General features: G+C 63.1%; 22 protein-coding genes. 12 read left to right on the top strand and 10 right to left on the bottom strand.

Features of this window, described 5'->3' with window-relative positions:
* Positions 1–49: 49 nt before the first annotated feature.
* From ACYG9Z_RS22710 to ACYG9Z_RS22700, 3 genes are read right to left on the bottom strand one after another with little or no spacing between them, the layout of a single operon-like run.
* Complete coding sequence (locus tag ACYG9Z_RS22710) at positions 50–499, bottom strand: DNA polymerase III subunit chi (protein ID WP_023752529.1); 450 nt, start codon at positions 497–499, stop codon at positions 50–52.
* A gap of 8 nt (positions 500–507) precedes the next feature.
* The gene (locus ACYG9Z_RS22705; protein WP_023752528.1) at positions 508–1998 is read right to left on the bottom strand and encodes a leucyl aminopeptidase; all 1491 of its coding nucleotides are present in this window, start codon (positions 1996–1998) and stop codon (positions 508–510) included.
* Between the two features lie 49 nt (positions 1999–2047).
* Positions 2048–2341: a hypothetical protein gene (locus ACYG9Z_RS22700; protein WP_155923279.1), complete on the bottom strand. Its 294-nt coding sequence runs from the start codon at positions 2339–2341 to the stop codon at positions 2048–2050.
* Between the two features lie 32 nt (positions 2342–2373).
* Between ACYG9Z_RS22700 and lptF the strand changes: the two genes are divergently transcribed.
* The 8 genes from lptF to ACYG9Z_RS22660 all read left to right on the top strand — a co-directional run bounded on the left by lptF (position 2374) and on the right by ACYG9Z_RS22660 (position 10711).
* Positions 2374–3573, top strand: a complete 1200-nt coding sequence (gene lptF / locus ACYG9Z_RS22695; protein ID WP_023672737.1) for an LPS export ABC transporter permease LptF — start codon at positions 2374–2376, stop codon at positions 3571–3573.
* Positions 3574–3575: 2 nt separating this feature from the next.
* Positions 3576–4658, top strand: coding sequence for an LPS export ABC transporter permease LptG (gene lptG / locus ACYG9Z_RS22690; RefSeq protein WP_023702945.1), 1083 nt, complete (start codon positions 3576–3578; stop codon positions 4656–4658).
* On the top strand, positions 4658–7108 hold the full coding sequence (locus tag ACYG9Z_RS22685) for an LPS-assembly protein LptD (protein WP_023685694.1): 2451 nt from the start codon (positions 4658–4660) through the stop codon (positions 7106–7108). The genes lptG and ACYG9Z_RS22685 overlap by 1 nt, the downstream gene beginning before the upstream one ends.
* Positions 7109–7198: 90 nt before the next feature.
* A complete protein-coding gene (locus tag ACYG9Z_RS22680) occupies positions 7199–8128 on the top strand; it encodes a peptidylprolyl isomerase (RefSeq protein ID WP_023752527.1) in 930 nt (309 codons plus the stop codon).
* 12 nt (positions 8129–8140) lie between these two features.
* Complete coding sequence (pdxA, locus tag ACYG9Z_RS22675; protein WP_031244167.1) at positions 8141–9169, top strand: 4-hydroxythreonine-4-phosphate dehydrogenase PdxA; 1029 nt, start codon at positions 8141–8143, stop codon at positions 9167–9169.
* Positions 9170–9207: 38 nt separating this feature from the next.
* Positions 9208–10047 (top strand): 16S rRNA (adenine(1518)-N(6)/adenine(1519)-N(6))-dimethyltransferase RsmA, encoded by an 840-nt coding sequence (rsmA, locus tag ACYG9Z_RS22670; protein ID WP_023752525.1) that lies wholly within the window; start codon positions 9208–9210, stop codon positions 10045–10047.
* 68 nt (positions 10048–10115) lie between these two features.
* Complete coding sequence (locus ACYG9Z_RS22665; RefSeq protein ID WP_023672731.1) at positions 10116–10421, top strand: type II toxin-antitoxin system RelB/DinJ family antitoxin; 306 nt, start codon at positions 10116–10118, stop codon at positions 10419–10421.
* Positions 10418–10711, top strand: a complete 294-nt coding sequence (locus ACYG9Z_RS22660; RefSeq protein ID WP_023672730.1) for a type II toxin-antitoxin system RelE/ParE family toxin — start codon at positions 10418–10420, stop codon at positions 10709–10711. The genes ACYG9Z_RS22665 and ACYG9Z_RS22660 overlap by 4 nt, the downstream gene beginning before the upstream one ends.
* Positions 10712–10744: 33 nt before the next feature.
* On the opposite strand, the gene gmk is transcribed toward ACYG9Z_RS22660, so the two are convergent.
* The 7 genes from gmk to fabD form a co-directional block, all read right to left on the bottom strand.
* Positions 10745–11419, bottom strand: a complete 675-nt coding sequence (gene gmk, locus ACYG9Z_RS22655) for a guanylate kinase (protein WP_023672729.1) — start codon at positions 11417–11419, stop codon at positions 10745–10747.
* A gap of 6 nt (positions 11420–11425) precedes the next feature.
* Complete coding sequence (locus ACYG9Z_RS22650; RefSeq protein WP_023695597.1) at positions 11426–12316, bottom strand: YicC/YloC family endoribonuclease; 891 nt, start codon at positions 12314–12316, stop codon at positions 11426–11428.
* Between the two features lie 262 nt (positions 12317–12578).
* Positions 12579–13835, bottom strand: a complete 1257-nt coding sequence (gene mltG / locus ACYG9Z_RS22645) for an endolytic transglycosylase MltG (protein WP_023752524.1) — start codon at positions 13833–13835, stop codon at positions 12579–12581.
* Positions 13836–14037: 202 nt separating this feature from the next.
* The gene (gene fabF / locus ACYG9Z_RS22640) at positions 14038–15300 is read right to left on the bottom strand and encodes a beta-ketoacyl-ACP synthase II (RefSeq protein WP_023685687.1); all 1263 of its coding nucleotides are present in this window, start codon (positions 15298–15300) and stop codon (positions 14038–14040) included.
* A 34-nt stretch (positions 15301–15334) separates the two neighbouring features.
* Positions 15335–15571 (bottom strand): acyl carrier protein, encoded by a 237-nt coding sequence (locus tag ACYG9Z_RS22635; protein WP_006203723.1) that lies wholly within the window; start codon positions 15569–15571, stop codon positions 15335–15337.
* Between the two features lie 221 nt (positions 15572–15792).
* Positions 15793–16530, bottom strand: coding sequence for a 3-oxoacyl-[acyl-carrier-protein] reductase (fabG, locus tag ACYG9Z_RS22630; RefSeq protein ID WP_023752523.1), 738 nt, complete (start codon positions 16528–16530; stop codon positions 15793–15795).
* Between the two features lie 60 nt (positions 16531–16590).
* A complete protein-coding gene (fabD, locus tag ACYG9Z_RS22625; protein WP_023752522.1) occupies positions 16591–17538 on the bottom strand; it encodes an ACP S-malonyltransferase in 948 nt (315 codons plus the stop codon).
* A 277-nt stretch (positions 17539–17815) separates the two neighbouring features.
* On the opposite strand from fabD, the gene ACYG9Z_RS22620 reads away from it, so the two are divergent.
* The 4 genes from ACYG9Z_RS22620 to rplI all read left to right on the top strand — a co-directional run bounded on the left by ACYG9Z_RS22620 (position 17816) and on the right by rplI (position 21657).
* Complete coding sequence (locus tag ACYG9Z_RS22620) at positions 17816–19744, top strand: LTA synthase family protein (RefSeq protein ID WP_023752521.1); 1929 nt, start codon at positions 17816–17818, stop codon at positions 19742–19744.
* Positions 19745–20054: 310 nt separating this feature from the next.
* Positions 20055–20555: a 30S ribosomal protein S6 gene (rpsF, locus tag ACYG9Z_RS22615; protein WP_023672722.1), complete on the top strand. Its 501-nt coding sequence runs from the start codon at positions 20055–20057 to the stop codon at positions 20553–20555.
* Positions 20555–20803 (top strand): 30S ribosomal protein S18, encoded by a 249-nt coding sequence (gene rpsR, locus ACYG9Z_RS22610; RefSeq protein WP_006203718.1) that lies wholly within the window; start codon positions 20555–20557, stop codon positions 20801–20803. Before rpsF ends, rpsR begins: the two co-directional genes overlap by 1 nt.
* Before the next feature lie 266 nt (positions 20804–21069).
* Positions 21070–21657: a 50S ribosomal protein L9 gene (gene rplI / locus ACYG9Z_RS22605; RefSeq protein WP_023672721.1), complete on the top strand. Its 588-nt coding sequence runs from the start codon at positions 21070–21072 to the stop codon at positions 21655–21657.
* Positions 21658–21835: the final 178 nt, after the last annotated feature.

The raw sequence follows: 21835 nt of genomic DNA, 5'->3' as shown, positions 1-21835 counted from the left end.
ATCGTTCGGCGACAACAGCGTCGTTTTCAAGACGCGCCGGCAAAAGCGCTTACGCCTTGCGCTCCCAGCGGCGGTCGGGCGTCTGCTGCCAGTAGGTGACCGCGTGGCCCGCTTCTTTCAATACCTTCCAATGCGTCCGCGCGCTTTCGACCTGGGCCGCGTCATGGCCGTCGAACAGGAACACGGCGCGTTCGTAGCCGGCGAGATCCGCGGGTGCGGCGCCATCGACGAGGAAGCGTATCTGCGCCTGGTTGGGGTTGGCGTCGCTTGTGGTGAGAAGGATTGGCTGTTCGGCCGGATGGGCTTCACGGTCGGTCGCGTGCGCGAGGAACGAATCGTCCCTGAACGTCCACAGATGCTGGTCGAGCGCGTCGCGCCGCTCTTCGGTGCCGGTCTGCACCACGGCTCGCCAGCCGCGATCGATGCTGCGCTCGAGCAGGCCCGGCAGCGCATCCTCCAGCGTCGATTCGGTCAGGTGGTAGAACAGGACATCGGCCATTCCCTGCCTTATCCCTCGTAATTGTCGCGCACCAGCCGGTCGAGCAGCCTGACGCCGAAACCCGAGCCCCAGGACTGGTTGATCTCGCTCGGCGGCGAGCCCATCGCGGTGCCGGCGATGTCGAGATGCGCCCACGGCGTTTCCTTGACGAACCGCTGCAGGAACTGCGCGGCGATGATGGCGCCACCATAGCGGCCGCCGATGTTCTTCATGTCGGCGTTCTTGGAATCGATCAGCTTGTCGTATTCGGGCCCAAGCGGCATGCGCCAGAGCCGCTCCTGCGTCGCCTGGCCGGCCGCCGTCAACCTGTCCGAAAGTTCGTCATTGTTGGAGAACAGGCCGGCATAATGCTGGCCGAGCGCGACCATGATGGCGCCGGTCAGCGTCGCCAGATTGACCATGAATTTCGGCTGGAAGCGGTCGTTGCAATACCACAGCGCGTCGGCCAGAACGAGGCGTCCTTCGGCGTCGGTGTTGAGCACCTCGATGGTCTGACCCGACATCGAGGTGACGATGTCGCCGGGGCGCTGGGCATGGCCGTCGACGGCATTTTCCACCAGCCCGACGATGCCGACGACATTGGCCTTGGCCTTTCGCGCGGCCAGCGCCTGGATGAGCCCGATGACGGCCGCGGCACCGCCCATGTCGCCCTTCATGTCTTCCATGCCGGAGGCCGGCTTCATAGAATTGCCGCCGGTGTCGAAGGTGACGCCCTTGCCGACGAAGGCGACCGGTGCGTCCTTGGCCTTGCCGCCCTTCCATTGCATGACAGCCATCCGGGCGCCGCGCGGCGAACCCTGCGCGACACCGAGGAGCGAGCCCATGCCGAGCTTCTTCATTTCCTTCTCGGTGAGGATCTCGACCTCGACGCCGAGCGCTTCCAGTTCCTTGGCGCGGGCGGCGAATTCGATCGGGCCGAGCGTATTGGCCGGTTCGTTGACAAGGTCGCGCGCCAGAAGCACGCCGTCGATGACCGCAACCTCGTCGGCGAAGGCCTTTTTCGCCGCGGCAGGATCGGCGGTGTGGATGGTCACCTTGACCGGTTTCTTCGGCTCGGCATCGTCCTTGTCTTTCCTGGTCTTGTATTTGTCGAAGGAGTAGCTGCGCAGAATGATGCCGGCGGCAAGGTTCGCCGCTTGCCTGCCGCCAATCTTTGCGCCCGGCACATCGAGGATGACGGCCACCTCCGCTGCCTTGCGCAGGGACGCGGCGATGGTGCCGCCAAGCTTCAGCCAGGCAAAGTCATCGAGGCCGGCGACCTTGCCGGCGCCGACCGCCACCAGTCGGTCGAGCGATGTTCCCTGCGGCGCCAGTACTTCGACGACACCGGCGAATTTGCCGGAAAACTCCGCCACCGGAAACGCCCGCGCCAGCGTTCCTGCCGGGTCGCAGGCCTTTGCCGGTTCGCCAAGACCACCATCGTCGGCCGCCAGCACGAAGATGCTGCCCTTTTTGGGTGCGGCAAATTTGGCGAAGGCGATCAATGGTCTCAAAGTCATCAGGTCCTGCTTTCGGGAAACGGCTCAGATTTTCAGGAAAAATGCATTCTCAGGGAAGATGCGCGACATTTGGTCGTTTTCCTTGATTTGGCAAGACTTTGCCGGAATCAGGGCTCATATGCGCAGCGGAATCGATAACGATTCGTCGCGGCACGGCCCCGCTTTCCTGCCGCAACCTGTTGTTAACCATTGATGTTCTCCCTTTCTTATCCATTGCCGCCGACACTCCGGCCTGCGGGACGGGCGATGTGGGACGGAGAATCGGATCGAACCGCCTGAAAGAAATGGCCAAACGCACCCAGTTGTACAGCCGCAGCCGGACGACTACCTTGTCCGCGGGCATGATGCCGTTCGGCAAATCGAGAAAAGCCTTACATGAAGGTCGTTGAACGCTACATCATGCGTCGCGCACTGGCGGTGTTTCTCGCTGCGCTGATCTGGACGCTGGCCATTGTCTGGACGACGCAGGTGCTTGCCCGCATCGACCTGGTCACCGACAGTGGCCAATCGGCGCTGACTTTTTTCGAGGTCGCGGGCCTCATCATCCCCACCATCATCCCGATCGTGGTCCCGTTCGCCCTGGTGGTGGCGGTTGCCCAGACGCTCAGCGTCATGAACTCCGATTCGGAATTGGCCGTCATCAACGCCGCCGGCGCCTCGCGCTGGACGATTGTGCGGCCGGTCCTGCTGATTGCGCTGGCGGCCAGCGTCTTTTCCTTCGCGGTCGACAATGGCGTCGAACCCTATGCCAGGCAGAAGAACCGCCAACTGATCGCGTCCTCGCGCGCCGATCTCTTGTCGCTGATCATCCAGGAAGGCACGTTCCGCAAGATCGACGACGGGCTGTTCCTGCAGATAGGCGAGCGGCTGCCGGACAACCGGCTCGGCGGCATCTTCGTGGCCGATTCGCGCGAGGAAGGCGCCAATCTGATCTATTATGCCAAGAGCGGCAGCGTCGTCGAAAAGGGTGACGAGAAGGTGCTGATGATGAATGACGGCGTCATTCATCGCAAGACGCTGACCGGCGACCTGTCGGTCATCCGCTTCACGTCCTACGCCTTCGACCTTTCCGCCTTCATGTCGGCGGCGAACGATATCATGCTCCTGCCCAAGGACCGAACGACGCAATACCTGCTCAACCCGGATCCGAACGACAAGATCTTCCAGCGCAGGCCCGGCGCCTACAAGGCCGAGCTCGACCAGCGCTTTTCCGAATGGTCCTATTCGCTGGTGTTCGCGCTGATCGCGCTGGCCGTGGCAGGCGATGCGCGCTCACACCGCGAGGCGCGCATCCACCCGCTGATCACAGCCATCGCCATTGCGCTGTTCGTGCGCTGGCTGGGCTTCTTTGCCGCCGGCAAGGCCGACAAGATCCCGCAATACGCCTATATGGTCTATGGCGTGCCGGTCATCGCCTCGGCGGTCGCCATCTGGTTCATCGTCACCTCGCGAAGCATGGAACTGCCCGGCAGCTGGGCCGACTGGATGACTAATTTCGCCGGCCGCGTCAGCGATGGCTGGACGGCGCTCAAGCTGCGCCTCAATCGGCGCTACACATCCGGCCAGGGAGCCTGACGATGGGCTGGACCCTGGGCCGCTACTTCTTCTTTCGCTACGTGTCGATCACGATCTGGTTCTTCATCGGCCTTCTGGCGCTGGTGTTCCTGATCGACTTCACCGAGCTGTCCGGCCGCATCACCGGCCTGCCGGGCTTCACCTACGGCACGGCGGTCGCGATCTCGGCGCTGAGGATGCCAATGATCATGCTGCAGACGGTGCCGTTCGTCGGCCTGTTCTCGGCGATGGCGACGCTGGTGTCGCTCAACCGCAAATACGAGCTGGTGATTGCGCGATCGGCCGGAGTGTCGGCCTGGCAGTTTCTGTTGCCCTGCTGCATAGGTGCGCTGTTATTCGGCATACTATCGGTCGGCGTGCTCAATCCGATCGCCGCGCATGGCTTCTCATGGTCGGAGCAGATGGAAAACCAGCTGCGATCCGGCAATTCGAACGTGGTGGCGGCCGATGCCACGCCGTGGATCCGCCAGAAAACCAACTCGGGCGACACCATCATCGGCGCCCGCGCCATCCTGAACCAGGGCCTGGAAATGGCCGACACCGTGTTCTTCGTCCTCGATCCGCAGGGCAACATCGTCGAGCGCAAGGACGCCGCGCGGGCCTTTCTGCGCGACGGCTACTGGGAATTGCAGGACGTCAAGGTGTTCAAGGACGGCAACATCCGTTCCGAAACGACCGACCAGTTGCCGACCAACCTCAAGCCGGAATTCGTGCAGGAACGGCTGGCGCGCCCCGAAACCATCCCGTTTTACGACCTTCCCGGCAAGATTGAGGTTGCCCGCTCCTTCGGCCTCAAGGCAAATGCCTTCGCCATGCAGTTCGATTCGCTGGTGGCGTTACCGTTCCTGCTTGTGGCCATGACGCTGATTGCGGCAACAGTTTCAATGCGATTTGCGAGGATGGGGCAGTCGGCAACGATGATTCTGGGTGGCGTCCTCGCCGGCTTTCTGCTTTATGTCGTTTCGGTATTGGTCAAGGCATTCGGCGTGGCGGGATTCGTGCCCACAGCCGTGGCTGCATGGGTTCCGGTTGTCGTGGCTATGTTCTTTGGGGTGACATTCCTGCTATACAAGGAAGACGGCTAGTGAGGGAGGCGGCTTTGCGCAGCCATAGGCAGGCCGGTTTGGCGCGCCTCTATTCGGCGAGCGCCTTGGCATGCCTGCTCGCCTGCGGCGTGCTGACGGCTCCTGCGCTGGCGCAGGACGTCACCGACGTGGCAACGAAGGTTCCTTCCGGCTCCCAGATGCTGCTGGCGGCAGACACGCTCGTCTATAACAACGACAACCAGACGGTCACCGCCATCGGCGGCGTCCAGATCGACTATGGCGGCAACAAGCTCGTCGCCCAACGCGTCGTCTATGACCGAAACACCAAGCGGCTGGTTGCCAGCGGCAATGTCGAGATCGTCAACAGCGACGGCACCAAGATCAACTCGCAGCATATCGATATTACCGACGATTTCGCTGACGGTTTCGTCAATGCGCTGCGCGTCGAAACGCCCGAAAAAGCCTATTTCGCCGCCGAAAGCGCCGAGCGTATGGGCGGCGTGCTGACAACGTTCCACAACGGCGTCTATACGGCCTGCGAGCCTTGCGAAGACAAGCCGGACAAGGCGCCGACCTGGCGGATCAAAGCCAGGAAGATCATTTGGAACGGCGAAAAGAAGACGGTTCGCTTCGAGAACGCGAATTTCGAATTCTTCGGCTTCCCGCTGGCTTATCTGCCGGCGTTCGAGATCGCCGACCCTACGGTCAAGCGCAAAAGCGGCTTCCTGATCCCCAGCATCGGCTACAACAACCGTCTCGGCGTCGGCGTCAAAGTCCCCTACTATTTTGCCCTGTCGCCGACCTATGACCTCACCGTTACGGGCAGCGGCTACACCAAGCAGGGTTTCCTCGGCGAGGCCGAGTGGCGCCAGCGCTTCAACAATGGCCAATACACGCTGAAGCTTGCCGGAATCAACCAGCAGGACCCTGGCGCTTTCCGTGATTTCGCGGCTTTCCCCGGCGGCTACAATGTCAATTCGGGGCCAGCAGGCGATCCGAACAAATTCCGCGGGATGATGGGCACCAAAGGCCAGTTCGCCATCAATCCGCGCTGGGACTTCGGCTGGGATATCCTGCTTCAGACCGACAAGAATTTTTCGCGTACCTACACGATCGAAGGCTACAACGACGCCGTGCATCAATCGTCGGTCTACCTGACCGGCCTAAACGACCGCAATTATTTCGATGTGCGCGCCATGCGCTTCCAGGTTCAGGAAAACACACCGGACGGCAACGTCGCATCGCGCAGCGACAAGCAGCCCTGGGTGTTGCCGTCGCTCGACTATGCCTACATCCCCGACATGTCGGTGGCCGGCGGCCAGCTGTCGTTCAACGTCAATGCACGAGTCATTCGCCGCGACGATCTCGATCAGGCCTATTTTACGCCCTACGTGCCGGGCTCCGGCGTCCAGCGCGTGCGCGGCATCGAGGGCGAATCCGGTCGCCTCACCGCCGAAGCCGAATGGAAGCGTACCTTCACCACGGACGGCGGATTGCAGTTGACGCCCCTTCTGGCTCTGCAGGGCGACGTCGACTATCTCAACGCTTCTTCGGCTTCGCTGACTGCGGTAAACCAGATGGCAACGAATGTCGGTGCCGCCGACGACATGCGGTCTTCCTTCGCCCGTTACATGGCGACCGCCGGCCTTGAGATGCGCTGGCCGGTGCTGTTTTCGATGGCCGGCTCCAGCCATATCGTCGAGCCGATGGCGCAGGTCTTCATGCGCCCGAACGAGCAGTATGTCGGCGGGCTCGCCGTTCCCAACGAGGACGCACAGAGCTTCGTCTTCGATGCCACGACGCTGTTCGAGCGCGACAAGTTCTCCGGCTACGACCGCGTCGAAGGCGGCAGCCGCGCCAATGTCGGATTCCGCTATTCCGGCGCATATGACAATGGCTGGGGCACCAATGCCATCTTCGGCCAATCCTACCAGCTGGGCGGCCGCAACTCCTTCAATTCGCCGGATCTGGTCAATGTCGGCGCCAATGTCGATGGGGCTGCTAATTCGGGCCTGGAGACTTCGACCTCCGACTATGTCGGCCTTGTCGGCTTCAGCAGCCCGAGCGGCTTCTCCGGTTCGCTCAGCGGCCGCTTCGACGAGCAGACCTTCGAAGTTCGCCGTGCCGAGGTGAAGGCCGCCTATTCCGGGCTGCCGGTTTCGCTGAGCGCCAAATACGCCTTCATCCAGGCGCAGCCGCTCTATGGTTTCACCACCGATCGCCACGAAGTCACGCTCGGCGCCTCGACGCACCTGGCCGAAAACTGGCGCGTCTTCGGCACCGGCACCTACGACCTGCAACAAAGCGTGCTGGTCAAGGACGGCGTCGGCTTTGCCTACAATGATTCCTGCTTCACCTACCTGATGACGTACTCGGAATCACGCGACATCAACACCAAGGAAGTGTCGCAGAATGTCGGCTTCAACCTGTCGTTCCGCACGCTCGGCGATTTCGGCTCGTCCCAAAGCTCGATCGACTCCATCCAGTAGAGCCGGCTGACGACATCGTTTTGCCGCATAAAGCGGGCACGGATTTCGCCAATATCGGGCTGGAATCGGCCAAAACCGGGTAGAATTGGGATGCTTTCGATGAGGAAATACCTGTTTTCGGCAGGATTCGCGCTCCTGTTGGCGGCGACCTCGGTCTCTGCCACCATGATGGTACCGCCGGCCTTCGCCAGTGAAATCAAGTATGTCGTCAACAACATGCCGATCACCACCGGCGACATCGCGCACCGGGCTGCCTTCCTGAAACTGCAGCGCAAGAAGGGTGACGCGGGTCAGGAAATGATCGACCAGACGCTGCGCATGGCGGAGGCCAGGCGTCTCGGCATCCGCATCTCCGACGCCCAGGTAGAGGCTGCCTATCAGCGCTTTGCCTCGAGCAACAAGATGCAGCTCAAGCAGCTCGACGGTGTCATGGCGCAGTCCGGCGTGACCAAGGAGCATTTCAAGGAATTCATCCGCTCCCAGATGGCGTGGAACCAGGCGCTGAGCGCACGCTACAGCGGCGGCGGCGGGGAGGTGAGCGAACAGGATCTGGTCAAGCGCATGCTCGAAAAAGGCGGCGCCAAGCCAAGCGCCACCGAGTACATGCTGCAGCAGGTGATCTTCGTGGTGCCGAAGGCCGAGCGCAGTGCCACACTCGCCAAACGCAAGCGCGAGGCTGAAGCCATGCGCGCCCGCTTCAATGGCTGCAACACCACGCGTGAATTCGCCAAGGGCCTGATCGACGTCACCGTTCGCGACCTCCCCCGATTGCTGGCGCCGCAACTGCCGCCGGACTGGGCCGAGCAGATCAAGGCCACCAAGCTGGGCGGCGCCACGGCCGTGCGCGAGACCGATCGCGGCATTGAATTCATCGGCATCTGCTCGTCGCGAGAGGTTTCCGACGACAAGGCGGCCCAGATGGTGTTCCAGAGCGAAGGCAGCGGCGACAAGAACGCCGACGAGCTCTCGGCCAAATATGTCGAAGAGCTGAAGGCGAAAGCCAAGATCGTTACGCGCTGAACCGGCCCAGCCGTGCGTGAGACAGAGCTTCCGCTGGCGCTGAGCGTCGGCGATCCATCCGGCGTCGGTCCGGAAATCGCCATTGCCGCGTGGCAGAGCGCCCGCGGTTCCGGTGCCGCGCCCTTCTACCTTCTCGCCGACCCGGCGCTGATTGCCGCGCGGGCGCGCCGGCTCGGCGCGGCGGTGGCAATCGCCGAGACGGTGCCGGCCCAAGCAGCTGGTGTCTTTCAACACGCCTTGCCCGTGGTGCCGCTGGCGGCCCACTTCACCGACGATCCCGGCCGGCCCGACCCGGCCAATGCCGCCGGCATCATCGAGGCCATCGATCGCGCCGTCGCCGACTGCCTTGCCGGTCACGCGGCCGCGGTCGTCACCTGTCCGATCGCGAAGAAGCCGCTTTACGATGCCGGCTTCGGCTTTCCCGGTCACACCGAATATCTGGCGCATCTGGCCTCGCTCCACACCGGCGGCACGGTGACGCCGGTGATGCTGCTCGCCGGCCCCGAATTGCGCACCGTTCCGGTCACCATCCACATCGCGCTGGCCGAGGTGCCGAAGACGCTGACGACGGAGCTGATCGTTGCCATCGCGCGCATCACCGCCGGCGATCTTGCACGCCGTTTCGGCATCGCCAGGCCGAGGCTCGCGCTTGCCGGCCTCAATCCGCATGCCGGCGAAAGCGGCGGCATGGGGACAGAGGACGAGCGCATCATTCGTCCTGCGGTCGACATGTTGCGGGCGCAAGGCATCGATGCCTTCGGACCGCTGCCGGCCGATACGATGTTTCATGCGCGCGCTCGCGCCGGCTATGACGTGGCGGTCTGCATGTATCACGACCAGGCGTTGATCCCGGCCAAGGCGCTGGCCTTCGACGAGGCCGTCAACGTCACGCTTGGCCTGCCGTTCATCCGCACCTCGCCCGATCACGGCACAGCCTTCGACATCGCCGGCAAGGGCATCGCACGTCCCGACAGCCTGATCGCGGCGCTGAAGCTGGCCCGCCGGCTGGCCGATACCGGCGCAAAGCCAGCAGTTGCATGAGCCAAAAATCATGAGCCCAAATCATGAGCCCAAAATTCATGAGCATTGACGGGCTGCCGCCGCTGCGCGAGGTGATCGAGCGCCATGGACTGCAGGCAAAGAAGGCGCTTGGCCAGAATTTCCTGCTCGACCTCAATTTGACCGGCAAGATCGCGCGCGTCGCCGGGGACCTTAGCGACAGTACGGTAATCGAGGTCGGCCCCGGCCCCGGCGGGCTGACCAGGGCGCTGCTCTCTGCCGGTGCCCGTCGCGTTGTCGCCATCGAGCGCGACGAACGCTGCCTGGCGGCCTTGGCCGAGGTCTCCAACCACTATTCGGGCCGACTCGAGGTGATCAGCGGCGACGCGCTGAAGACGGATTTTGCCACTCTTGCCAAGGCCGCGTCACAAGGCGGCGGCCCCGTGAGGGTTGCCGCCAACCTGCCCTATAATATCGGCACCGAGCTGTTGATCCGTTGGCTGACGGTGGCGGACTGGCCACCCTTCTATCAATCGATGACGCTGATGTTCCAGCGCGAGGTGGCCGAGCGCATTGTCGCCGGTGCCGGCAGCGATGCTTATGGCCGGCTCGGCGTGCTGGCGGGCTGGCGGACCGAGGCGAGGATCGCCTTCGACGTGCCGCCGCAAGCGTTCACGCCGCCACCCAAGGTAACGTCCTCGGTGGTGCATCTGGTGCCGCGCGCCAGCCCTTTGTCAACCGACGTGAAAAAACTCGGTCGCGTCACCGAAGCCGCTTTCGGCCAGCGCCGGAAAATGCTGCGGCAGAGCGTGAAGAGCCTGGGTGGCGAGGCACTGCTGACGCGCGCCGGCATCGATCCGACCCGGCGTGCGGAGACGCTCAGCGTCGAGGAATTCGTGCGGCTGACAAACGCGGTTTGACCGGCGGCGCTAGCGCCGCCTAGCAATCGTCATTCAAACGCATTACATTGACGTCGAAGGAGATTGCCATGCCAGCAAATGCACTGGTCCAGACGCGTATCGACGCCGACATCCGGGATCGAGCTTCGGCGGTGCTCGAAAGCATGGGGCTGACGGTCTCGGATGCGGTGCGGATATTGCTCACCCGAACCGCCAACGAGGGTGCGCTGCCCATCGATCTCGTCACAAACAACGAGGCGTATGATTTATGGTTTCGCGCCAAGGTTCGCGAAGCGCTCGACGACACCCGACAAGACATTCCTGATGATCAAGTCGAGGCGCATTTTGCCGAGAGACGCGCCGCGGCGCGGCGTTCGGGTGAACCTAAATCTTGAAGATCGTCTGGTCGCCATTCGCGCTTTCAGATCGCGACGGCATCTTCGCGCATATCGAGGCCGACAATCCTGCGGCCGCGATCGCCACCGATGAGCGGATCGTCGCCGCAATCAACCGTCTTCGGGACCTTCCCCAAAGCGGCCGGATCGGCAGGCTTGCAGGGACACGAGAGATCGTCATCGTCGGCACGCCATATGTCGCGGCCTATCAGCTGACCAACAGCACGATTCGAATCCTGCGCGTGCTTCACGGAGCGCAGCGTTGGCCGGACGATCTGCCAGGCAGCTGATGCGGCTAATTTAGATTGCCAGCGGTGGACGAGCTATTCCGTCTTCTCGTCCAGCAACCCCGAGACGAAATCGAACAGCCCGGGCCGGCGGTCGCGCCGCAGCCTTTCCGCCGTCACGATGCCACGCACTTCGGCGAAGGCGCGGTCGAGATCGTCGTTGACGATGACAAAGTCATATTCCTTCCAGTGCTCGATCTCGTTGCGGGCGTTCTTCAGCCTGGTCTCGATCACGTGCTCCTGGTCCTCGGCGCGGCGCTTGAGGCGCGACTTCAATTCCTTCATCGACGGCGGCAGGATGAAGATCGAGACGATGTCGGCGCGCATCTTCTCCTTGAGCTGCTGGGCGCCTTGCCAGTCGATGTCGAAGAGCATGTCACGGCCCTGCGCCAGCGCCAGTTCGGCCGGCTCGCGCGGCGTCGCGTAGCAATTGCCGTGCACCTCGGCCCATTCGAGCAACGCGTCGGAATCGCGCAGCCGCTCGAACTCGCGCGTGGTGCGGAAGTGATAGTGGACGCCCTCGATCTCCGAGCCGCGGCGTGGCCTGGTGGTGACCGAGACCGATAATTCCAGGCTGCCGTCGCTTTCCAGCAGGTTGCGCGCGATCGTCGACTTGCCGGCGCCCGACGGCGACGACAGGACCAGCATCAGCCCGCGGCGGCGAATGCGGGATCCGAGATCCCTGGCAACCATCGGCTCCTTGCCACCCATTCGGGTTTACTCCAGATTCTGGACCTGTTCGCGAAACTGGTCGACCACCGCCTTCAGTTCCAGCCCGATGGCGGTGACAGTGGCGGCGTTCGACTTGGAACACAGCGTATTCGATTCGCGGTTGAATTCCTGCGCCAGAAAATCGAGCTTGCGGCCGATGGCGCCGCCATTTGCCAGCAGCGCTCTGCCCGACGCCACATGCGTCTTCAGCCGGTCGATCTCTTCACGGATATCGGCCTTGGTGGCCAGGAACGCCGCTTCCATGTGCAGCCGGCCGGCATCGAGATTGGCCGACGCATCCATCAGCAGCCGCACCTGTTCGGCGATCCGCTCGCGGATCGCCGCCGGTTCGCGCGACGGGTCGGCCTCGGCTTGAAGCGTCAGCGCCTCAATGGCGTCGATATGGCCGGAAAGCAGCGAACGCAGCGCTTCGCCCTCGCTCTGGCGTGCCTGCTCGAGACCTGTAAGCGCCGTTTCCAGCGCCGACAGGATTGACGCGTCGAGTGCTGCCCGCACCTCCTCGGTTTCGCTGGTTTCAGGGATATCGAGCACGCCGCGCAGAGAAAGCAGACCGTCGGCAGTTGCCGGACCAACACCGAACTGGTCCTGCAGCCGCTTGGCTAAGCCCGCCAGATCCCTGAGGAAGGCTTCGTTGACCACCGGCTGCGCCTGCTGGCCGGCGGCGCGGCCGACGGTCAGCGTCGCTTGGAAATTGCCACGCGAAAAGCGCTTCTGCAGCGTCTGCCGCACAGTCGGTTCGAGCCGCTCGAAACCTTGCGGCAACCGCAACCTGACCTCGACGCTCTTGCCGTTGACCGACTTGACCTCCCAGGCGATCGAGGCGCCGTCATGTTCGGCAACAGTGCGTGCAAATCCGGTCATGCTCTGCAAATTCATGATGCGGCTCGTGTCTCCCTGATGGTCCGATTCTACAAATCGCGCATGCGTTCGATATCACGGGCGGCGCGAATGTCAGAATCGCAACACCAGCAAGATGTTGATTTCCGCTGTCGTTTCGATCTCGCAGGGCTGAAATCGAGAAGCAGAGGCACCCGAGCAAGACCGAAAACGCTTCGAACCCCGCTACTCGTTCAAAGCAGCAGCGCGTCCGCCTCTGTCCGCATCGCTTAAGGTCGATCCGTCTGAAAGCGCCGGCCTGCTATTGGGCGGCACCCCTATCGCCGGCATCACCGCTGTCACCGGCGGCATCGCCACTTGCGTCACCGTTGTCGTTGCCATCCGCCGGTGCATCGGTCTGGCCCGGAGTCTTGGCGCCCTTGGCGGCGTCTTCAGCCTGCTTCTTCTGCAGTGCCCGGTAGCGGGCAACGTTCTCATTGTGCTCGGCAAGCGTGGTGGCAAAGACGTGGCCGCCGGTGCCGTCGGCGACGAAATAGAGATCATCGGTCTTCGACGGGTTGGCGACGGCTTCGAGCGCGGCGCGGCCGGGATTGGCGATCGGCGTCGGCGGCAGGCCGTTGATCAGATAGGTGTTGTAAGGCGTCTGTTTCTGGATGTCAGACTGATAAATCGGCCGGTCGGCGGGTTTGCCCTTGCCGCCGAACAGGCCGTAGATGATGGTCGGATCGGATTGCAGCCGCATGCCCTTGGCCAGACGGTTGAGGAAGACGGCGGCAACGCGCGAGCGCTCGTCGCCCCGGCCGGTTTCCTTTTCGACAATGGAGGCCAAGGTGACGAAGTCGTCGACATTGGCCAGAGGCAGGTCGGGCGCGCGCCGCTGCCAGACCTCGTCGACCAGCTTCTTCTGGTCGGCGAGCAGCTTGTCGACCATCTGTTGGCGCGTGGCGCCGCGGGTAAAGCGCAGCGTGTCGGTGGCGAGGCTGCCCTCAGCCGGCTTGGCGGCCGGCATGTCGCCGGTCAGCGCATCCTGCTCGGCGATGCGCTGCAGCGCCTGCTCGACCGTCAGGCCCTCGGGAATGGTCAGCGAATACATCACCGACTTGCCGCTCTTCAGAAGCTCCATGATGTCGCGCATGGAGGCGCGCGGCTTTATCTCGTATTCGCCTGCCTTCAGCGCTGAATCATTGCCATAGACCCGCACGGCGATGCGGAAGATGCGGGCATCGCTGATCAGCCCACGCCGTTCGAGCTGGTCGGCAATATCCTGGACGCCGGTGCTCGGCTTGACCAGGAAGGTGTCGCCGGCCACCGACGGGCCCGGTTCGTTGAATGCCTGCTTGCCGAAATAGAGCGAAACGCCGGCGGCGAGGATCATCAACATCACCGCGGAGATGACGAAGTTCATGAACACGACGACTTGGCTGCGCGAGGCGCGCGAGCGCTTTGGTGGTGGTGTGCCGGCTTCCGGGCGCAAAGCCTCGGCCGCGGTCTTCGGCACGATCGGGCCGGTCTGCTGGTTTTGTCCGAATTGTCCGCTGCCGCCCGGATTGGTGTTCATTAGCGCCCTACCATCTGATCTCTTAGAGCGACCATGCGCCCGATTGGACGCACAGCGTGCCCTAACATTTCAAGCCTACGCATCGTGCTTTTAAAAAAAGCGCCTTCGGTTTCAGGCCGATGCGACGAATCCCCAGCGGCAGAGTAGGCTTGAATATGGCAAAATTGACGACAGACCGCTGGCGCGCCGGTCGATACCGCAATCAGCCTGTATAACGCTGGAATACCAGCGAAGCGTTGGTGCCGCCGAAGCCGAAGGAGTTGGACAGCGCCACGTCGACCTGGCGATGCCGTGGCGTGTTCGGAACAAGATCGATCGCGGTTTCCCGTTCCGGGTTGTCAAGATTGATGGTGGCTGGCGCGATGTTGTCTCTGATAGCGAGGATCGAAAAGATCGCCTCGGCGGCGCCCGCGGCACCCAGGAGATGGCCGATCGACGACTTGGTCGATGACATCGAGATTTTCGAGGCGGCGTTGCCGACCAGCCGCTCGACGGCGCCGAGTTCGATCGTGTCGGCCATGGTCGAGGTGCCGTGCGCGTTGATGTAGTCGACGTCGGCGGGCGTCAGCTTGGCCCGGTTCAGCGCCGCCGTCATGCAGCGGAAGGCGCCGTCGCCGTCTTCGGCCGGTGCAGTGATGTGATAGGCATCGCCGGTCAGGCCGTAGCCGGTGACCTCGGCATAGATCTTGGCGCCGCGCGCCTTGGCGTGTTCGAGTTCTTCCAGCACGACGACCCCGGCGCCCTCGCCCATGACGAAGCCGTCACGGTCGCGGTCATAGGGACGCGAGGCCTTCTCAGGCGTGTCGTTGCGGTCGGTGGACAGTGCCCGGCAAGCAGCGAAGCCGGCAAGCGATAGTCTGGTCACCGGCGATTCCGCGCCGCCGGCCAGCATCACGTCGGCATCGCCGAAGATGATCAGCCGGGCGGCATCGCCAATGGCGTGCGCGCCGGTCGAGCAGGCGGTGACGACGGCGTGGTTGGGGCCTTTCAGCCCATGCCGGATCGATACCTGGCCAGATACCAGGTTGATAATGTTGCCGGGAATGAAGAATGGACTGATACGGCGCGGTCCGCGCTCTTTCAGGATGATAGCGTTCTCGGCGATGCCCTCGAGGCCGCCAATGCCGGAGCCGATCATGACGCCGGTGGCGCAGCGCTCGGCTTCGGTGCTGGGCTCCCAGCCGGAATCCTTCAGCGCTTCGTCGGCGGCCGCAATCCCGTAAAGGATGAAGTCGCCGATCTTGCGCAGTTCCTTGGGCTCGAGCACGGCTTCGGGATTGAGCGTGCCGTTGGTGCCGTCACCGCGCGGAATGACGTGGGCGATCTTGCAGGCAAGATCTTCCACTTCGAACTCGGTGACGCGCTTGGCGGCGCTGCGGCCGGTCAGAAGTTCCTTCCAGCTGTGCTCGAAGCCCATGCCGAACGGCGAAACCAGGCCAAGGCCCGTGACGACGACTCGCCTCATCGCAGGTCCTCCCCGGTGATGACTGCGGATAGTGTCAGGCCGAAGCCTTGTCGATGTACTTCACGGCATCGCCGACGGTCAGGATGGTCTCGGCCGCATCGTCCGGAATCTCGACGCCGAACTCTTCTTCGAACGCCATGACGAGTTCGACCGTGTCGAGGCTGTCCGCGCCCAGATCATCGATGAAGCTCGCCTGCTCCGTCACCTTGTCGGCATCGACGCCAAGATGTTCGATGACGATCTTCTTGACGCGCTCTGCGGTGTCACTCATTTGGGGCATCCTCGTCTTTTGTTTGTCTGTCTTCGTTAGCGGGCAGAATGCCGCTAATCAAGCTGAAAGATGGTCCTGCCGGAAACGCAACGATGCCGGACCGGTTTTTGCCCGAACCGCCGGGTTGCGGGCCGCATTACACGAAAAATGGCCGAGGTCCAAGGCGAAATGGTCTCTTTTCACAAGCCGGCCATGTCTTCTTATCACCCGGCAATATCCTGTCAGATCATGGCCATGCCACCGTTGACATGGATGGTCTGGCCGGTGACGTAGGCTGCCTCGTTGGAGGCGAGATAGGCGACGGCCGACGCCACTTCAACACTCGTGCCCATGCGGCGCGTCGGGATCGCGGCCATTATCGCGTCTTTCTGCTTGTCGTTGAGCTTGTCGGTCATGGCCGATTCGATAAAGCCCGGGGCGACGCAGTTGACGGTGATGTTGCGGGTGGCGATCTCCTGCGCCAGCGACTTGGAAAAGCCGATCATGCCGGCCTTGGAGGCGCAATAATTGGTCTGGCCAGGATTGCCGGTGACGCCGACCACCGAGGTGATGTTGATGATGCGGCCATGGCGGCGGCGCATCATCGGATGGGTCAGCTCGCGGGTCAGCCGGAACACGGCGGTGAGGTTCACCTCCAGCACGCTGTCCCAATCCGCATCCGCCATGCGTACGAACAGGCCGTCCTTGGTGATGCCGGCATTGTTGACCAGTATGTCGACGCCTTCGAGTTCGGCTTCGGCCTTCTGGCCAAGCGCCTTGACCACGTCACGGTCGGCAAGATTGGCCGGGAACAGCTTTACCCGGTCGCCGAGTTCGCCGGCCAGGGTCTCCAGTTTCTCGATGCGGGTGCCGTGCAGGCCGACAATGGCGCCTTGCGCATGCAGCACCCGGGCAATCGCCTCGCCAATGCCGCCCGATGCGCCGGTGACGAGCGCCTTGCGGCCGGTCAGTTCGAACATTTTCGTCTCCTGATCTTAAGAGAACACCCTTCCCACGGGAGGGGTTGAATCGCCAGTGGATTATGCAAGCGCGGCCAGCGCCGCCTCGACTTCGGCCGGCGTGCCGACGGCCGATGTGGCGATGTCGCGGTTGATCCGCCGCGCCAGGCCGGAAAGCACCTTGCCGGCGCCGATCTCAAACAGCGTGGCGACGCCATTGGCGCCGAACCACTCCACCGTTTCGCGCCAGCGCACGCGGCCGGTGATCTGCTCGACCAGGCGGCGCGCGATCTCGTCGGGGTCGCTGGTCGGGGCTACAGTGACGTTGGAGACGACGGGCACGACCGGTGCATTCTTGGTCACGCCGGCCAGCGCCTCGCGCATGACATCGGCCGCCGGCGCCATCAGCGCCGAATGGAAGGGTGCGGAGACCTGCAGCATCAGCGCCCGCTTGGCGCCCTTTTCGGTGCACAGTTTCGCGGCGAGTTCCACCGCCGCCCTGGCGCCGGAGATCACCAGCTGGCCGCCGCCATTGTCGTTGGCGATCTGGCAGACCTTGCCGGATCCCGTTGCGGCCTCGGTGCAAGCGGCTTCGACGTCGGGCTGTTCCAGTCCGATGATCGCCGCCATGGCGCCCTCGCCGGCCGGCACCGCCGCCTGCATGGCGTTGCCGCGGATGCGCAGCAGCCGGGCAGCATCGGCGACCGAAACGAAACCGGCCGCGGCAAGGGCGGAATATTCGCCGAGCGAATGACCGGCAACGTAGGCAACCTTGTCCTTCAGCGAAAAGCCGCGCGCTTCCAGCGAGCGGATTCCCGCCAGCGAGACCGCCATCAGCGCCGGCTGGGCATTGGCAGTCAGGGTCAGCGCCTCTTCCGGGCCTTCCCAGATCAGTTTCGACAGCTTTTCGCCCAACGCATCATCGACTTCCTCGAACACCCTGCGTGCCTCGGGGAAGGCGTCGGCGAGGTCCTTGCCCATGCCGACAGCCTGACTGCCCTGTCCCGGAAAGGTGAATGCGACGGCCATTTGGGCGCTCTCCAGCGGCTGATTTTTCCTGCCTGTGACGCAAGGCGGACCGTCAAGTCAAGCCCGGAGGCGGCATTTCGGCTCTCGCTTGAACCGGAGCTGACCTCGAGTCCCTGTTCCCAAAGGCTTTTTGCCGATCACACCTGATGAAAACCGCTCACGAATCGTTTGCTGGCTCTTCTTATTTTCGCCACAGGCGCTAGCTTTTGCATGACAGTTCTATGACAGAACGGTGGCGCGAGTGGAAATACGCGTTGCTTGGGCCGGGGGAAGAGACGTGGCTAGGATCAGGAAGGGCGCGGCCGTACCCGCGCCACAGTTCTTGGAAGACGATCCGTCCACCGGCTACCTGCCGGGGCGCAGATGGCCGGTCATCCGCTACGGTCTGGTCACGCTGCTTGCCTCCGCCATCCTGGTGTTCGCCATCGAATGGATCGTGCGCGGCGACTTCTTCGGCACGGTCGACTTCTTCCTGCAGCCATTCAAGCCGGGCTGGACCACCATCATTGTCTTTGCATTGGTGCTGATGGGACTGGACGCCGTGCTTGGCCGCAGTCACCAGAGTCTGATGATCGTGGCGCCGCTGACGCTGGCGCTGGCCTTTGTCGGGCATCAGAAGTCGCATTATCTCGGCGATCCGCTCTACCCAACCGATTTTCTTTATTCGCGCCAGATCATGGCACTGATGCCGCTCCTGGTGCGCGAACGGCCTTGGACGGCGCTCGCCATGGCGGTCGGCATCGTCGCCGGCCTGTCGCTGCTGATCTATGGCTGGCGGTTGTGGCGCCGCAAGGTTCCGATCCTCAGCCGCAAAGGGCGGCTGGCGCGGCTGACGCTGGCAGTGCCGCTGCTCGCCTTCTTCGTCTCGATCATGGACTACGCCACCTTCTCGTGGACCCGCGACCGGCTGCAGATCATCCCGATTATGTGGGACCAGAAGGAGAACTACGCCTCCAACGGGTTTGCGCTGGCCTTCGCGCTAAACGTGCCGATGGCGCATGTCTCGGCGCCGGCGGGCTATTCCGACAAGGCGATCGACGCGATCGACAGGCCTGATGTGGCGGCCTCGGTACCGGATGAGAAACCCGACATCATCGTGGTGATGAGCGAATCTTTCTGGGATCCGACCAAGCTGCCCGGCGTCACAATCACGCCTGACCCGATCCCCAATGTGCGGGCGCTGCGTTCCGGCTATATGTTCTCGCCGGAATTCGGCGGCATGACCGCCAACATCGAATTCGAGGCGCTGACCGGCTTTTCCAATGCCTTCCTGCCGGCGGGCTCGATCCCCTACCAGCAATATGTGCGCACGCCGACGCCGTCGCTGGCGACCTTCCTGAAAAGCGAGGGCTACCGGGCGCGCGCCATCCATCCGGGCACCAACTGGTTCTGGAACAGGGGCGCCGTCTATGCCGATTTCGGTTTCAACGATTTCCGCTCGGAAGAGACGCTGCCGCCACTGGAAAAGCGCGGGCCGCTGGCTTCCGATGCGTCGATGACCGACGAGATCATCGCAGAGGCCGACGCCAGCGAGCGGCCGGTGTTCTTCTTCGCCGTCAGCCTGCAGAACCACGGTCCCTACGAGCCATACCGCTATTACAATCCGACCCACAAGGTCGTGGCACCGATCAGCACGTGGGCGCGGGAATCGCTGCTCAGCTACGCCGAGGGATCGGCCGATGCCGACCGTGGCCTCGAGCGATTGATCGAATGGGCGAAGAAGCGCGAGCGGCCGACGGTCATCGCCTTCTTCGGCGACCATCTGCCGCCGCTCGGCCCCGTCTATGTCGAAACCGGTTACCTGAAGGACAATGTCGCGCCGCGCAAGGAACCGACGCCCGAGGCGGCACTGGAGCATCATCAGACGCCGCTGGTCATCTGGTCTAACCGCACCGGTCCGGCGCAGGATATGGGCGCCGTGAGCCCAGCCTTCCTGCCCTACCATATCCTTACGACGGCCGGGATCACGCACCCCTACTACACCGGCTTCCTGGGCGCGCTGCGCGAACGCTATCGCGTCGTCGACCGCAATCTGCTTCTGACACCGTCAGGTGAGGCCACGCCGGACTGGGCGCGGCAGAAGGATGTTGATCCGGCGATCAACGATTTCCGCCTGCTGCAATACGACATGATGTTCGGCAAGCGTAAGGCGGCCCCGGACTTCTTCCCCGAAACGATCAACGGTCGTACCCCGCATACGAGTTGATGCCTTCTTTATCCAACCCTGCGACGCCAGGACGCTGTCCGGAGCATGCGTTACCCTTGCCTTCCAGCCAAATTGCTATATAGACGCCCGCAATCTGCCGGTCCTTGCTGGGGGCTGAACGGAGGGCCGGAGGTTTTACCCAAAACCTTCGTGTGAAGCCAGAAGCGCTTCCGCCTCCCGTGTCTCCGCTCTCGACCGTCTCGAAATGCTCCTTTCTTCCCCGCCCCTTCGGGATCAGCGGGTCAGAGAAGTTGCAGAGGCTTTTGCCGCGAGGATCCGGGAGAGAAACGAAGAAAGGCACTGAACCACTATGGCTCTATACGAACATGTGTTCCTTGCCCGGCAGGACCTCTCGCAGCAGCAGGTCGATGCGCTTGTCGAACAGTACAAGGGCGTCATCTCCGCAAATGGCGGGTCCGTCGGCCGGGTCGAGAACTGGGGACTGAAGTCCCTCACCTACCGGGTCAACAAGAACCGGAAGGCTTACTACACGCTTATGGACCTCAACTGCCCGCCGGCAGCGCTCAACGAGATGGAGCGCCAGATGGGCCTGTCCGAGGACGTGCTGCGTTTCCTGACCGTCAAGGTCGAGGCGCATGAGGAAGGCCCGTCGGCCATGATGCAGAAGCGCGAAGAGCGCTCGGAACGCGGCGGCTTCGGCGACCGCGACCGTGGCGATCGTGGTCCGCGCTCGTTCGGCGACCGTGATCGCGGCGACCGTGGCGATCGTCCGCCGCGCTCATTTGGCGATGCCGGTGGCGATCGTGGTCCGCGCCGTCCGCGCGAAGGCGTTGAAGGAGGTGCAGAATAATGGTCGACATCAATCAGATCCCGACCCGGCGCCCGTTCCATCGCCGCCGCAAGACCTGCCCGTTCTCCGGCGCCAATGCGCCCAAGATCGACTACAAGGACGTGCGTCTTCTGCAGCGCTACATTTCCGAGCGCGGCAAGATCGTGCCGTCGCGCATCACCGCCGTCAGCCAGAAGAAGCAGCGCGAACTCGCCAAGGCGATCAAGCGCGCCCGCTTCCTCGGCCTGCTGCCCTACGTGGTTCGCTAAGATCTCCGAAGCAGGCGGTTCGCCGCCTGCTTCCTTCTCCCACGGCGACGGGCGCCGCAGGGGTAATTTGATGATGCATGTCGTTGTCCCAAAACCGGGACCACTCTTGGCGACATGCATTGAAATCCCGAGTTGAGGTGAAAAGCCTCTAACTGCCGCGACAGGCAGGACAGCGACACCGGCGCCAAGGCGCTCAGAGCTTCCTGACCTGTTCCATTCAATTCGGCGCCGATCCCGCGGTCGGTGCCCAGACGAAGGAACAAGACATGCAAGTGATTCTTCTCGAACGCGTTTCCCGCCTCGGCCAGATGGGCGATACCGTCAAGGTCAAGGACGGCTTTGCCCGCAACTTCCTCTTGCCGCAGGGCAAGGCGCTGCGCGCCAACGAAGCCAACAAGAAGAAGTTCGAAGGACAGCGCGCGCAGCTCGAAGCCCGCAACCTCGAGCGCAAGTCGGAAGCCAGCCAGGTTGCCGAAAAGCTCGACGGGAAGAGCTTCATCGCCGTACGTTCGGCCGGCGAGACCGGCCAGCTCTACGGTTCGGTGTCGACCCGCGACATCGCCGACCTGCTGACCGCCGAAGGGTTCTCGGTCAACCGCAACCAGATCCAGCTCAACCAGCCGATCAAGACCATCGGCGTCACCAATGTGGCGATTGCGCTGCATCCGGAAGTCGAGGTCACCATCAGCCTCAACATCGCCCGCACGGCTGACGAAGCCGAGCGCCAGGCCAAGGGCGAGACGCTGACCACCGCCGAAGCCATCTATGGCGATGACATCAACGACAACGCACGGCCGGAGAACTTCTTCGACCCGAACACCGAGTTCGAAGGCGGCGAAGAAGACAACGCCTGATCCCGCACTGGGCCTGATCGGGAAGCGAGGGAGCAGCGCTCCAATCACTTCCTCGTCATCCAGCCTTTCTGGACCAATGCCCGGGCCTCTCGCCCGGGCATTTTTGTGCCAAATGGAACTTTTCGAACCCCTATATATTGTTGCAGAATTGGTCCGCCAGTCTGACCGTGAGGGGACA

The sequence above is a fragment of the Mesorhizobium sp. RSR380A genome (assembly GCF_054719385.1).
The sequence above is the reverse complement of the archived record's forward strand: the minus strand, read 5'-3'. Positions and strand labels throughout refer to the sequence as shown.

Bases quoted from the DNA above. Each gene is read 5' to 3' on its own strand.
- fabD (WP_023752522.1), bottom strand. From the start codon at position 17,538: ATGGCCGTCGCATTCACCTTTCCGGGACAGGGCAGTCAGGCTGTCGGC.
- gmk (WP_023672729.1), bottom strand. From the start codon at position 11,419: ATGGGTGGCAAGGAGCCGATGGTTGCCAGGGATCTCGGATCCCGCATT.
- ACYG9Z_RS22665 (WP_023672731.1), top strand. From the start codon at position 10,116: ATGCCAGCAAATGCACTGGTCCAGACGCGTATCGACGCCGACATCCGG.
- lptF (WP_023672737.1), top strand. From the start codon at position 2,374: ATGAAGGTCGTTGAACGCTACATCATGCGTCGCGCACTGGCGGTGTTT.
- fabG (WP_023752523.1), bottom strand. From the start codon at position 16,530: ATGTTCGAACTGACCGGCCGCAAGGCGCTCGTCACCGGCGCATCGGGC.
- lptG (WP_023702945.1), top strand. From the start codon at position 3,576: ATGGGCTGGACCCTGGGCCGCTACTTCTTCTTTCGCTACGTGTCGATC.
- ACYG9Z_RS22635 (WP_006203723.1), bottom strand. From the start codon at position 15,571: ATGAGTGACACCGCAGAGCGCGTCAAGAAGATCGTCATCGAACATCTT.
- rplI (WP_023672721.1), top strand. From the start codon at position 21,070: ATGCAAGTGATTCTTCTCGAACGCGTTTCCCGCCTCGGCCAGATGGGC.
- fabF (WP_023685687.1), bottom strand. From the start codon at position 15,300: ATGAGGCGAGTCGTCGTCACGGGCCTTGGCCTGGTTTCGCCGTTCGGC.
- ACYG9Z_RS22700 (WP_155923279.1), bottom strand. From the start codon at position 2,341: ATGCCCGCGGACAAGGTAGTCGTCCGGCTGCGGCTGTACAACTGGGTG.
- ACYG9Z_RS22650 (WP_023695597.1), bottom strand. From the start codon at position 12,316: ATGAATTTGCAGAGCATGACCGGATTTGCACGCACTGTTGCCGAACAT.
- ACYG9Z_RS22705 (WP_023752528.1), bottom strand. From the start codon at position 1,998: ATGACTTTGAGACCATTGATCGCCTTCGCCAAATTTGCCGCACCCAAA.
- rsmA (WP_023752525.1), top strand. From the start codon at position 9,208: ATGAGCATTGACGGGCTGCCGCCGCTGCGCGAGGTGATCGAGCGCCAT.
- mltG (WP_023752524.1), bottom strand. From the start codon at position 13,835: ATGAACACCAATCCGGGCGGCAGCGGACAATTCGGACAAAACCAGCAG.
- ACYG9Z_RS22680 (WP_023752527.1), top strand. From the start codon at position 7,199: ATGCTTTCGATGAGGAAATACCTGTTTTCGGCAGGATTCGCGCTCCTG.
- ACYG9Z_RS22710 (WP_023752529.1), bottom strand. From the start codon at position 499: ATGGCCGATGTCCTGTTCTACCACCTGACCGAATCGACGCTGGAGGAT.
- rpsR (WP_006203718.1), top strand. From the start codon at position 20,555: ATGGTCGACATCAATCAGATCCCGACCCGGCGCCCGTTCCATCGCCGC.
- rpsF (WP_023672722.1), top strand. From the start codon at position 20,055: ATGGCTCTATACGAACATGTGTTCCTTGCCCGGCAGGACCTCTCGCAG.